15 protein-coding genes are annotated in these 12006 nt (G+C 72.8%); 4 read left to right on the forward strand and 11 right to left on the reverse strand.

Annotated elements, in window-relative coordinates; translation table 11 throughout:
- Positions 1-53: 53 nt before the first annotated feature.
- From ACZ514_RS22295 to ACZ514_RS22310, 4 genes are read left to right on the forward strand one after another with little or no spacing between them, the layout of a single operon-like run.
- Positions 54-1121 carry an energy-coupling factor ABC transporter permease gene (locus ACZ514_RS22295; RefSeq protein ID WP_469125468.1) on the forward strand — a complete coding sequence of 356 codons (1068 nt, stop codon included), beginning with the start codon at positions 54-56 and terminating at the stop codon, positions 1119-1121.
- Position 1122: 1 nt separating this feature from the next.
- Positions 1123-1884, forward strand: a complete 762-nt coding sequence (gene cbiQ, locus ACZ514_RS22300; protein WP_469125469.1) for a cobalt ECF transporter T component CbiQ — start codon at positions 1123-1125, stop codon at positions 1882-1884.
- Positions 1872-2678: an energy-coupling factor ABC transporter ATP-binding protein gene (locus ACZ514_RS22305; RefSeq protein ID WP_468167687.1), complete on the forward strand. Its 807-nt coding sequence runs from the start codon at positions 1872-1874 to the stop codon at positions 2676-2678. Before cbiQ ends, ACZ514_RS22305 begins: the two co-directional genes overlap by 13 nt.
- A gap of 58 nt (positions 2679-2736) precedes the next feature.
- The gene (locus ACZ514_RS22310) at positions 2737-3900 is read left to right on the forward strand and encodes a serine hydrolase domain-containing protein (protein ID WP_468167689.1); all 1164 of its coding nucleotides are present in this window, start codon (positions 2737-2739) and stop codon (positions 3898-3900) included.
- A gap of 61 nt (positions 3901-3961) precedes the next feature.
- On the opposite strand, the gene ACZ514_RS22315 is transcribed toward ACZ514_RS22310, so the two are convergent.
- The 11 genes from ACZ514_RS22315 to ACZ514_RS22365 all read right to left on the reverse strand — a co-directional run bounded on the left by ACZ514_RS22315 (position 3962) and on the right by ACZ514_RS22365 (position 11856).
- Positions 3962-4441, reverse strand: a complete 480-nt coding sequence (locus ACZ514_RS22315; RefSeq protein ID WP_468167691.1) for a YbaK/EbsC family protein — start codon at positions 4439-4441, stop codon at positions 3962-3964.
- A gap of 154 nt (positions 4442-4595) precedes the next feature.
- Positions 4596-6233, reverse strand: a complete 1638-nt coding sequence (locus ACZ514_RS22320; RefSeq protein WP_469125470.1) for a penicillin-binding transpeptidase domain-containing protein — start codon at positions 6231-6233, stop codon at positions 4596-4598.
- 231 nt (positions 6234-6464) lie between these two features.
- A complete protein-coding gene (locus ACZ514_RS22325) occupies positions 6465-7724 on the reverse strand; it encodes a tyrosine-type recombinase/integrase (protein ID WP_469125471.1) in 1260 nt (419 codons plus the stop codon).
- A 72-nt stretch (positions 7725-7796) separates the two neighbouring features.
- Positions 7797-8006 carry a helix-turn-helix domain-containing protein gene (locus ACZ514_RS22330; RefSeq protein WP_469125534.1) on the reverse strand — a complete coding sequence of 70 codons (210 nt, stop codon included), beginning with the start codon at positions 8004-8006 and terminating at the stop codon, positions 7797-7799.
- Between the two features lie 258 nt (positions 8007-8264).
- Positions 8265-9419, reverse strand: a complete 1155-nt coding sequence (locus ACZ514_RS22335; protein WP_469125472.1) for a DUF3631 domain-containing protein — start codon at positions 9417-9419, stop codon at positions 8265-8267.
- Positions 9416-9616 (reverse strand): hypothetical protein, encoded by a 201-nt coding sequence (locus tag ACZ514_RS22340; protein WP_469125473.1) that lies wholly within the window; start codon positions 9614-9616, stop codon positions 9416-9418. The genes ACZ514_RS22335 and ACZ514_RS22340 overlap by 4 nt, the downstream gene beginning before the upstream one ends.
- A 149-nt stretch (positions 9617-9765) precedes the next feature.
- Entirely contained in the window at positions 9766-10701 is a 936-nt protein-coding gene (locus ACZ514_RS22345) for a bifunctional DNA primase/polymerase (RefSeq protein WP_469125474.1), read from the reverse strand.
- Positions 10702-10780: 79 nt separating this feature from the next.
- Positions 10781-10942 (reverse strand): hypothetical protein, encoded by a 162-nt coding sequence (locus ACZ514_RS22350; protein ID WP_469125475.1) that lies wholly within the window; start codon positions 10940-10942, stop codon positions 10781-10783.
- A 10-nt stretch (positions 10943-10952) separates the two neighbouring features.
- Entirely contained in the window at positions 10953-11126 is a 174-nt protein-coding gene (locus tag ACZ514_RS22355) for a hypothetical protein (RefSeq protein WP_469125476.1), read from the reverse strand.
- Between the two features lie 16 nt (positions 11127-11142).
- Positions 11143-11622: a hypothetical protein gene (locus ACZ514_RS22360; RefSeq protein ID WP_469125477.1), complete on the reverse strand. Its 480-nt coding sequence runs from the start codon at positions 11620-11622 to the stop codon at positions 11143-11145.
- Between the two features lie 24 nt (positions 11623-11646).
- Positions 11647-11856: a hypothetical protein gene (locus tag ACZ514_RS22365; RefSeq protein WP_469125478.1), complete on the reverse strand. Its 210-nt coding sequence runs from the start codon at positions 11854-11856 to the stop codon at positions 11647-11649.
- Positions 11857-12006 lie beyond the last annotated feature (150 nt).

A 12006-nucleotide genomic window follows, 5' to 3' on the forward strand; every position in this document is an offset into this window, starting at 1 on the left:
CTACTCTTGAACGGTTAAAGACCTGTGCGAGAAAGAGGAAGCGGAGCTTCTCCATGCATGTGCCCGACGGATTCATCGACACACCCGTCTCGGTTGCCGCAGGAGTAGCGGCCGCCGCCGCCGTCGCGGTCAGCCTGCGCGGCGCCCGCCGCGAGCTCGACGAACGCACCGCCCCGCTGGCCGGGCTCGTCGCCGCCTTCATCTTCGCCGTGCAGATGCTGAACTTCCCGGTCGCCGCCGGCACCAGCGGACACCTCCTCGGAGGCGCCCTCGCCGCGATACTCGTCGGCCCGTACACCGGTGTGCTGTGCGTGTCCGTCGTCCTGCTGATGCAGGGCATCCTCTTCGCCGACGGAGGCCTGACCGCGCTCGGCGTCAACGTCCTCACCATGTCCGTCGTCACCGTCGTCGTCGCGTACGCCGTCTTCCGCGGGCTCCTGAAGCTGCTCCCCGCCGGCCGCCGCTCGGTCACCGTCGCCGCGTTCGCCGGCGCCCTGCTCTCGGTCCCCGCCGCGGCCGCCGCCTTCACCGCCCTCTACGCGCTGGGCGGCACCACCGACGTCCCGATCGGCAAGGTCGTCACCGCCATGGTCGGCGTCCACGTCCTCATCGGCATCGGCGAGGCCGCCATCACCGCCGCGACCGTCGGCGCCGTGATCGCCGTACGCCCCGACCTGGTGCACGGCGCGCGCCGGCTGACCACCCCGCTGAAGCTGCGCGTCGGCGGTGAGCTGGTCGACGCCCCCGCGCCCGCCGCCGCGCCCGTGCCCGCCGCTGCCGCCCCCCGCTCCACCCGCGCGCTGTGGCTGACCGGCCTCGCCACCGCCCTCGTCCTGGCCGGCTTCGTCTCCTTCTACGCCTCCGCCAGCCCCGACGGCCTGGAGAAGGTCGCCGCCGACAAGGGCATCGACAGCAAGGTCGAGGAGCACGCCGCCGCCGACTCCCCGCTCGCCGACTACAGCGTCAAGGACGTCTCCGACGCGCGGCTGTCCGGCGGACTGGCGGGCGTCATCGGCGTCGGCGCGACCGTCGGCGTCGGCACCGGTGTCTTCTGGGCCGTGCGCCGGCGCCGCGCGCAGGACCTGACCGCGACCTCCACGGCCGCCCCCTCGGCTCCCTGACATGGGTGCCGGGCACGCGCACAAGCTCTACCGGCACGGGCACTCGCCCGTGCACGGGCTGCCGCCGCACTGCAAGATCGCCGCGACGTTCGCGTTCGTGGTGGTCGTCGTGTCCACCCCGCGCGAGGCCATGTGGGCCTTCGCCGCCTACGCCGCCCTCGTCGCCGGCGTCGCGGCGGCGGCCCGGATCCCCGCCGGCTTCCTGCTCCGGCGCATGCTGATCGAGGTGCCGTTCGTCCTCTTCGCGGTGCTCATGCCCTTCGTGTCGCAGGGCGAGCGGGTGGAGGTGCTCGGCACGTCCCTGAGCGTCTCCGGCCTCTGGGGCGCCTGGAACGTCCTGGCCAAGGGCACCCTCGGCGTGGCCGCCTCCGTGCTGCTCGCCTCCACCACCGAACTGCGCGCGCTGCTGCTGGGACTCCAGCGGCTGAAGCTGCCGCCGCTGCTGGTGCAGATCGCCTCCTTCATGATCCGGTACGGCGACGTCATCACCGACGAGCTGCGCCGCATGTCGGTCGCCCGGCGCTCGCGCGGGTTCGAGGCGCGCGGTGTCCGGCACTGGGGAGTGCTCGCCAAGACGGCGGGCGCCCTGTTCATCCGCTCCTACGAACGCGGCGAGCGGGTCTACCTCGCGATGGTCAGCCGCGGCTACGCCGGCTCCATGCCGGTGATCGACGACGTCACGGCCACGCGCGCCCAGTGGGCGTACGCGGCCGTGCTCCCGGTGACGGCGCTCGCCGTCTGTCTGATGGGATGGACGCTGTGACGTCTCCTTCCGCCCCTTCCGCTTCCTCCGTCCCTCCCGCCGGTTCCGGCGCGCCGTCCCTGGAGGTGTCCGGGGTCGCCTACGCCTACCCGGACGGGCACCAGGCCCTCTTCGGGGTCGACCTCACCGTCGGCCGAGGGGAGCGGGTGGCGCTGCTCGGCCCCAACGGGGCGGGCAAGACCACCCTCGTGCTGCACCTCAACGGCATCCTGGGCGGCGGCCTCGGTTCGGTGACCGTGGCCGGGCTGCCGGTGGAGAAGCGGAACCTCGCCGAGGTCCGGCGCCGGGTCGGCATCGTCTTCCAGGACCCCGACGACCAGCTGTTCATGCCGACCGTGCGCGAGGACGTGGCCTTCGGCCCGGCCGCGGCCGGGCTGCGGGGCGCGGAACTGGAGGAACGGGTCCGGGAGGCGCTCGACCTGGTCGGCATGGCGGCCTTCGCCGACCGGCCCCCGCACCACCTGTCGTTCGGCCAGCGGCGCCGGGTGGCGGTGGCGACCGTCCTGGCGATGCGGCCGGAGATCCTCGTACTGGACGAGCCCTCCTCCAACCTGGACCCGGCCTCGCGGCGCGAGCTCGCCGACATCCTGCGCTCGCTGGACGTCACCGTGCTGATGGTGACCCACGACCTGCCGTACGCGCTGGAGCTGTGCCCCCGCTCGGTGATCCTCAGCGAGGGGGTCATCGCCGCCGACGGGCGTACGGGGGAGCTGCTGTGCGACGACGCGCTGATGCGGCGGCACCGCCTCGAGCTGCCGTTCGGCTTCGACCCGAGGTCGGTTGCCGCCGGGTAAGCGGAGGCCGCTGATCCGGACGTGGCATAAGAGGGCGACGGCGGTTGTTGGTCTGCTCGTGAACATCCAGGGTGTGGTGACCGGGGGCTACGAGCCCGTCAGAGACGCCTTCGCGCGTAATTTCGAGGTCCTCGGGGACCGGGGCGCGGCCGTGTCCGTGTACCGCGACGGCCGCAAGGTCGTCGACCTGTGGGGCGGCACGAAGGACGCGGACGGCGGCGCCGCCGGACCCTGGACCGAGGACACCGCCACGATCGTGCGCTCCGCCACCAAGGGCGTCGCCGCCGCCGTCCCGCTGCTGCTGCACCAGCGCGGACTGCTGGACCTGGACGCGCCGGTGGGCTCGTACTGGCCCGAGTTCGAGGCGGGCGGCAAGGGGAAGGCGCTGGTCCGCCACCTGCTGGCCCACCAGGCCGGCGTCCCCGCGCTGGAGCGCGCACTGACCACCGCGCAGGCCGCCGACGGGGTGAGCGGGGCGCGCGCGGTCGCCGCGCAGCAGGCCTTCTGGGAGCCCGGCAGCGAGCACGGCTACCACGCGCAGACCTTCAGCTGGCTGGTGTCCGAGCTGGTGCTGCGGGCGACGGGCCGTACCGTCGGCGGGATCCTCGCGGAGGAGATCGCCGAGCCGCTGGGACTGGACTTCTGGATCGGCCTGCCGGAGGGCGAGGCGGCGCGGGTGGGCCGGGTGGCACCGGTCGAGCCGCCGCCGGGCGCTGGCCTGCTCAAGACCCGGCCGAGGAGAAACGTTTCCGAGGCGTACGCCGACCCGGACTCCCTCACCCGGCGCGCCTTCGCCGCCATCGATCCCCTGCCGGACGAGAACGACCCCGTCTACCAGGCGGCCGAGCTGCCCGGTTCCGCCGGCATCGGCACGGCGCGCGCCCTGGCCCGCTTCTACGCGGCGACCATCGGCGTGGTGGAGGACGGGGCGCGGATCTTCACCCCGGCCACCACCGCGCTGGCCGGTACGGAGTTCGCGTCCGGGCCCGACCGGGTGCTGGTCGTGAACACCCGCTTCGGCCCGGGCTACATGCTGCACGGCCCGGCGTCGCCGCTGCTGTCGCCGGCCTCCTTCGGCCATCCGGGGCGCGGCGGGTCCCTGGCGTTCGCGGACCCGGAGGCGGGCATCGGCTTCGGCTACGTCACCAACGCGCACGCCAAGTCCGTCACCGCCGACCCGCGCGCGCAGGCGCTGGTGCGGGCGCTGCGGTCCTGCCTCTGACGCCGCCGGCCGACGCGGCGGCGGTCAGGCGGTCTCGCGTGCGCCGGGGGGTGCGCGGCGGTCAGGCGGTTTCGCGTACGTCGGCCAGCGCGGCCGCGGCGTGCGCGATGAGTTCCCGCGGGGCCATGGGGAACACGGTGTGCGGGGTGCCGGCCGCCGCCCAGACCTCGTCGTGCTCCAGCAGCGACCGGTCGGCCAGCACCGGGGTACGGGTGCGGTGGCCGAAGGGCGGGACGCCGCCGATGGCGTAGCCGGTGGTCTCGCGGACCAGGGCGGCGTCGGCGCGGGTGACTTTCGCGGCGCCGAGTTGACGCCGTACGGCCTCGACGTCCACCCGGGAGGCGCCGTCCATGAGGACCAGCACCGGGACGCCGTCCGCCGCGAAGACCAGCGACTTCACGATTTGGCTGAGCTCGCAGCCGATCGCTTCGGCGGCGTCGGCGGCCGTACGGGTGCCTTCGGGGAAGGAGCGGACGTCGAGGTCGAGGCCCAGCTCGGTGAGGGCCCGGGCGAACAAGGGGTGCACGGTGGTGGTCGTCATGCCCGGACGCTAGCGCCGCGCGGGGGGCGCGGGCGAGGCGTTTTACGCCGCCCCGGCCCGTCGGCGGCCCCGCCCGCCCCGGCCCGCCGCCCGCCGCGGCCCGGCCGCCCCCGCCCGCGGCCCGCCGCCCGACCCGGCCCGCCCCGTGCAGTCGTCAGGAGGCGTTCAGCACGCTCGCGACGACGGGGCCCGCGCTGTCGCCGCCGTGGCCGCCGCCCTCGACCATCGCGGCCGCCGCCACGTCACCCCTAAAGCCCGTGAACCAGCTGTCCGGAGCAGCCGCGCCGTCGACCTCCGCCGAGCCGGTCTTCGCCCCCTTGTCGGATCCGCCGACCGCGGACATGGCCCCCGCAGCGGTGCCACCGGGGGCGGCCGCCTGCTTCATCATCCGCACCAGCTGCGCCGACACGCCGGGCGCCAGCGAGCGCGGGGCGGAGGCCAGGGTGCGGCCGTCCAGCGAGGCCTTGACCAGCACCGGCTGACGGAACACCCCGGTCCGGGCGGTCGCCGTGACGGAGGCGATGTTCAGGGGGTTCATCAGGACGGGCCCCTGGCCGATGTACTCGGCGGCCGCCGCCGCACCGGAGGTCACCGGCACGCTGCCGTCCTGGGACGGGATGCCGGTCTTCCAGTCCAGCCCGATGCCGAAGGCCTCCTTGGCCACCCGGGGCAGCGCGCCGTTGTCGCCGACCTCGTCGATCAGGCCGATGAAGGCGGTGTTGCAGGACCTGGCGAAACTGGTCGAGAAGGGCTGCCCCTTCAGCGAGAAGCCGCCCAGGTTCCGGAACGGCTTGCCGTCCCACGACACGCTCGGCGCGCACTCCGCCGGGCGGTCCGCCGCCACCAGACCCTTCTCCAGCAGCATCGCCGCCGTCATGATCTTCATCGTCGAGCCGGGTGCCCGCCGGCCCTGCATCGCCGCGTTGAAGCCGTCCCTGCGGTGGTTGGCCACCGCCAGGATGTCGCCGGTGCTCGGCTGGACGGCGACGACCGAGGCCTCGGCGTGCTGGGCCACGGCCTTCTCGGCCGCCGCCTGCACCTCGGCGTCCAGGACGGTCCGGATCTCCCCGGGCCGGCCCTCCACCAGCGTCAGCAGGCTCCGCCTGGGCGCGTCCTGGGCGGCGGGCTCGATCCACAGCTCGACGCCGGGCGTGCCGCCGGCCTTGTCCCCGTACGTCTTGCGCAGCGAGTCCAGCACCGGCCGCAGCGACGGGTACTGCTCGGCCGTCAGCTCCTTGCCGTTGCGGTCGACCGCCTTGACCGGCGGGCTGGCCGGGGTGCCGGTGCGCAGCCTCTCGTCCTTCTGGAGCTGCGGGTGGATCACCGAGGGCTGCCAGTCGACGAGCGGCTTGCCGTCGCTGACGCCGCGTACGACCGTCAGCCGCGAGTCGTAGGCGAGGGGCTTGGCCGTGCCCCCGGAGCCGACCTCGGCCTCGACCCTGAACGGCACGGTGGTGCCGTCCGGGGTGCCGGGGGTGATGACGGCCTTGGACACCATCGCCTTGGCCCTGTAGTCGGCCACCGCGGCCCGCGCGGCCTGCGCGTCGGTGGTGAGCTCGGCGGCCGTGCGGTCGTCACCGGCCGCCCAGGCGGCGAGGAAGGCCCGCGCGGTGGCGGCGGCCTCCTTGCCGGTGACCGGTCCGCTCGCGCCGCCGGCAGGCGCCGCGCTGGTCCGCGTACCGCCGCCCGCGTCGCCGCTCTCCCCGACCAGGGTGTACACCCCGTATGCCGTTCCGCCGACCATCGCGAGGAACACCCCGCCGATGACGGCACCCTTCGTCGCCCCGTTCATGCGTCCCCTCCCCAGGAGCCCCCGTCCTCTGAACGTGTTCAAAGAACATAGGGAAGGGACCTTACCTGTCGGTATCGGTCAGATCCAGGTATCCAGCCACATCCGGCCACGCCACGAGTCCATGGGCAGGGTCTGGCCGGTGTAGATCGGCCAGAAATAGATGGAGTTCCATTCTTCCTGGGTGGGGCGGCCCGACCAGCGAATATTCCGCCAACCGGGGCCGCAGCGTCCCTACTGGGCCGTCTCCGGGCCGTGATCATGGTCCGGAGGGGCAAGGAAGAGACCATCCACGGCCTTCCGAGTCCGGCCCTCACTGCTGGGCATGAGGTGCGTGTACGTCCGGAGGGTGAAGCCGGGATCGGCGTGTCCCAGGTACTGGCTCAGGGCTCGGATGTTCTCGCCGGAGTCCAGCAGGACGGACGCGTAGAAGTGCCGCAGGGCGTGCATGCCGTGCTGTCGCGCGGACGCGTAGCGCTCGCCATCCTCGGCCGGCGGGATGATGCCCGCCAGCGAGAGGGCGGGCTTCCACATGAAGTCGTTGAAGTAGCTGACCCGAACGAAGTCGCCCCCCTCACCGGAGAAGAAGAGTGACTTCGTCACGAGCGGCCCGTCGGGAGTCCGCCAGGGAAGAGTCACCCTGATCGGTGGGTGTGCCTTCCGGTGAGCGAGGAGAGCGGCAGCCACCGACTCGGGAAGAGGTACCGCGCGGGTCTTCCCACCTTTCGGCAGGGCAAAGACGTACTTCCCCCGGATCCGCTTCAGCTGGTGCTCCACGCGGAGCCAGCCGCCCTCGAAGTCCACCTCGGCCTCATCCAGCCCGAAAACCTCACCCTGCCGGAGGCCGCACCCGCCGGCGAGGTCCACCGCCGTACGCAGATGCCGGGGCAGAGCGGCCCGGACCGCCAGAACCTGCGTCGTGTTCCAGGGCTTCACGCGGGGCTGCGTGGGCTTGGGGATCTGGACGGACCGGGCGCGGCAGGGGTTCTTGGCGATCAGCCCGTCATCGACAGCGGCGGAGAACGCGGCCGAGACCGTCCCGAAGATGATCCGGCGGTGAGACGAAGCGCGCACGTGCTGTTCCAACTCGCCGAGCCACGTGCGGATGTGGCCGGGCTGGAAGGAGGGGACGGGGCGCGTGCCGATGTACGGGTAAGCGTGCAGTCGCAGACGCCGCTCCGCCGCTTCACGGCTGTTGATCTCCGTCGTGTGAGTGGCGACCCACTTCTCGGCGAACTGCTGGAAGGTGATCCGGCTGGCGCGCGGGTCGACGTACTGACCCCGCGCCATGTCGGCGGCCGTCTCGTTGAGCCACTGATCGGCGAGCCTCTTCTGCTTGTCCGGGAAGCTCTTGGACTTCTCTGTGCCGTCCGGGCCGATGTATCGGGCCCGGTAGCGCATGCCGGTGCCGTGCCGGTCGGTCTTGACCCGGTGAGGCTTGCCGTTGGGGCCCTTCTCTGTCTTGTACCAGCGGTCTTGGATGTGCCCTGCCACTGAGGAGCCTTCCTGAAGGACGAGGAGAGGGCGGGCCCGGGGTGGGCCCGCCCTCGTGGTGGTGGGGTGTGATCAGGCGGCGGTGCTGATGTCGTCTGCCATCTGCTGGGTGATCCAGTCGAGGACCGCCTGGGGGTGGTAGCGGGTGTGCTTGCCGACACGGAAGCCGGGCGGGCCGGTGCGCTTCTTGCGCCACTGGTAGACGGTTTCGACGGGGACCTTCAGGAGGTCGGCCACGTCGTCCGGGCTGAGGAACTGGTCAGGGAGTGCGTTCAGCGTGATCCCCTCGTTTCGTCCGGGGCTGGGGCCCCTCTCAGATGTCCGCTACTGCCGCTACTCCGCTACCGCGCAGGTCAGGCGGGGTGTGTCGGTAGCGGATGGGGTAGCGGTAGCGGATGGCTGCCGCCACCGGCCCGGGGTGGGTGCGGGGTCGGTGGCGGGGTGAGGTAGCGGATCTTTGCCGCTACCTCAGAGTCTTGCCGCTACCTCGGCAGGTGCTTTGACCTGCGAGGTAGCGGCGGTAGCGGCGGTAGCGGACTTTCAGGAACCGGGGGGCGGGCAGTACCTGCTCCAGGCGTCGGCGAGGTCGTCGGCGTAGTAGCCCTTCAGCACGGTTCCGCCGGTCTTGATGTTTCGCGCGACGATGGGCCGGTTGCTGCCGGTCATGTACTCGCGGAGCATCTGGCCGAGTCCGCGGGCGTCGAGGGGGCGGCCGTTCATGTCGCCCCAGGGGGCTTCGTCCAGGGAGCGGAGCTGTTCGAGGACGGCGGCGGTGGGCAGGCGCGGGATGTCGCCGAAGACGTGGTCGCGCAGGTCGGTCAGGAGCCGGATGCCGAGGCTGGCCTTGTCGTCGCTTTCGGCGGCGGTGACCAGTTCCAGGCATGCGGCGCGGGCCCGGTCGGGCCAGTCCCCGCCGGCCGCGTCGGCGACGGCCAGGAGCGGCTCCCAGACGTCGGCCGGCCGGTCGGTGACTCCGTCGGGCATGACGGGGAAGGCGCCGGTGATGCGGTCGCGGACGTTGTCGGCCCAGGTGGCCAGCCGGTCCCTGAGGGCGTGCCCCTCGGCGGTGTGCAGGCGGGCGCGGAACGGCTCGACCTTCTCGGAGCGGGCGCGGCGGCGCATGCGGATGACGACGGAGCGGGTCAGGATGGTGTCGGGCAGGTTGCCCAGTCCGGCGACGGCGAGCGCGCAGTACGAGGGGAAGCCGACGACGGACTGGTTGCCGGCGCCGTCGCTGACGCACCGGTAGGTGACGCCGGAGCGGCGGTGCCCGGCGTTGATGAACCCGCGGAGTTCCTCGTTCTCCCCGGCCTTGGGGCCGAAGACGGTGTCGATCTCGTCGAAGAGGATCGTGGGCCGTCCATCGCCGCCGGAGACGGCGCGGAAGAGCGCGGCCGGGGAGGCGTTGACCGCCACCATCGGCGCGGGCACCAGCGTCTCCACGATCTCCAGCGCGCGGGACTTGCCCGATCCGGGCTCCGGCGACAGGAATGCGATCCGGGGCGTGGCGTCGAACGCTTCCAGGAGGTGCGCGTGCGCGTCCCACAGGGCGACGGCCACGTACGCGGCCTCGCTGGGGAAGACGTTGAAGCGGCGGTGGAAGGCCTCCACCGCGTCGAGGAGGGCCGCTCCCTCCGGCGTCGGCTCCGGAGCCTCGGTGGCGGTGGGGGCGGACTGGACAGTGGTGAGGGTCATGCGGCTGCATTCCTGTCGTCGGCCCGCAGGGGGCAGGCGGTGCGGTGATCGGTGTGGCGCTGGATGAGCGCGAGGATCTGCCGGGGCCCGTACGCGGTCTCATCCCGTCCGCAGGCGCAGTGCGAGCGCGCGGAGGGGACCGCGCCGTACGGGGCGCGGATGTGCAGATTGGCGACGATGTACCGGCCGTCCGACATCGGGCGCGGGTCAGGACGAACAGATGAAGGGACGCCTTCGGCGACGACCTTCGGCGCGCCACTGCCGTCCGTGGCCGGGCCCGGTTCGGCGGAGCTGATCCCGGCAGGTGTGGGGGTAGGGCTGTTAGCCGGGGGGTGCTCGCGGGCCCTCATGCCGTCGCCCGGCTGGTGGGGTTGTTGCGGATGGACCAGTTGAGGGCGCTGGTGATGGCGGAGCGGTACTCGTAGGGCCTCAGGCCGGCCGCTTCCGCCCCCCGGCTAAGAGCTTCCTTCACCACATCGTGGTCGAGGTCGCCGGACGCGATCAGCCGCCCCAGGGCTCGCGCGGCCCGTACGAGCGCGGCGTTGCGGGTTCCCTCGGGGGCGCTGGCGACGTTCGCTTCCTCGTTGCGGAGGGCGGCGCTGGCGTAGTTGGCGCGGCGTCCGGCGGGCCGGGCGGCGAGCGGGTAGATGGGGCTGGCCTTGATGCGGGGCGGTTCGGTGAGCTTGGCGTGCACCCAGACCGGAAGCGCGGCTACGGGCCGGTCGTCGGTGACGGTGTAGGTGCCGGTGGGGGTGGTGCTGCCGGGGGCGACGACGTAGCCGCCCCAGGCGCGGTGGTCGATGTGCCGGCCGAGGATGTCCTGGTTGGAACGGACCTTGGCGCCTGCCGGGGCGGTGAAGTACAGGTGCCGTCCGCCGGACGGTGTGGTCACCGTGTAGGTGGGCGGCAGGGTCCCGCCGGTCGCGCGGCACAGCGCGTCGAGGATCTGGGCGCCGCTCAGGGTGCCGGGTGGGTCGGATGCTTTGGGCGGGTCGAGGTCGATGACGACCAGCCCGGCCGGTCCGGTGGCCAGCCCCACGTTGAACGGCCGGGTGGCCCAGGCGGCGCGGATCCGGTCGGGGTCTGTGGTGGCGCGCTGCTCGGGCTTGGCGTGTCCACCCGCGCAGTCGCCGGTGCCGGGGCAACTGGTCTCGCCGTGAAGGGCGGAGACCTTGGTGCCCGGGCGGAGCGGGATGACCGGCCAGCCCTGTGCGGCGGCGGCGAGAGCTGCCTTCAGGAGATGGGGCCTGCCCTCTCGCGGGATGCTGATGGGTTGGGTCATGCTGGGTGTCTCCAGTTCTTTCTGGGTTCTGGAGGGGGCGGCCCGGACTTTCGCGAGAGCGGGCCGCCCTCATTTGCGTCTACTCGCAGGTGCAGTCGGGGCGTTCGCTGCTGCCGTCGGCACCGCATCCGCAGCAGTGCGCGTACGGGTAGGGGTCGCCGTCGTCGGGCGGCGCGCACAGTTGGCAGTCACCGCCGTCGAACTCGGGGTCGTCCTCGTCGCTGAACTCAAAGTGGGTCACAGCTGGCCTTTCAGTGGCGCGTGTGGTCGGTGGCCAGGTCGGTCAGCCGCTTGGCCTCGTCGGGGGTGACGTGGCGGTAGCGGACGCTGACGCCGCAGCCCGAGTAGGGGCAGCGCACCGTGTGGGTGCCGCCGAGCAGGGCGACGGCGTCGGAGATCCGCTCGGACAAGAGGTTCCGGTTCATGGGATGGGCGGTCCTTTCAGCGGTTGTTGAGGGTGCCGGTGGCCTTTCCGAAGAGGCCGGTGGCGCTGATGTTCTGGGTGATGTGCTGGACCGGTGCCGTGTGGCGGGTGGCCTTGTAGGCGAGGGGGGCGAGGGCGCCGGTGGCGATGAGGGCGACGGCGGCCCAGAGGGCGTCTGCCATGGCGAGGACTCCGGGGGCGGCGTAGGAGATCCCGAATCCGGCGGCGGCGATCCCGCCGCCGAGGGTCGGGGCCAGGAGCGCGGTGGTCTTGGCCCACGCGGGAATCGGCTGCACGGCCGCCGTGGGCGCGGGCGCCGGGGCAATGGACTGGGTGTAGGCGAGGGTGCGGTAGCCGCCGGGGAGGGTGACCATCTCGACGCCGGGCGGCAGTTCGGCGGGCCACATCGGCGGCTGCTGGGCTGCCGTCGGGTAGTAGACGGGGTCGCCGTAGCGGGCGGGCGCGGTGGTGCTCGTGCGGGTGGGCTCATAGGGCACGACAGGGCTCCTTGGCGCGGGCGGCTAGATGCCGGATATGGAGGCGGTCAGGGCGGCGACGAAGGTGTGGATGGCGTCGGAGGCTCCGGTGTCGGCGAGGAAGAACCCGAACCCGGCCGCGACGGCGGCGGCTCCGACGCCGAGGTGTCGGGTGCGGAGCAGGACGGCCAGGACGACGCCGAGCAGGACGACGAGCGAGAGCGTGACGGCCACGAGGGTCCCCGTTCCGGGCATGTCGGCGGCACCCGGCAGGGGTGCCGCCGACGGGTGGGTGGTGGCTGTGCGTGAGCGAGGGTTAGTGCCTACCGCCTACTGCCTAGTGGCTACTGCCTACTGCCCAACCCGCAGATGAGAGCGGGTGTGTGGGCCGTAGGTGGGCAGTAG

The sequence above is a fragment of the Streptomyces sp. NPDC034086 genome (genome assembly GCF_055575515.1).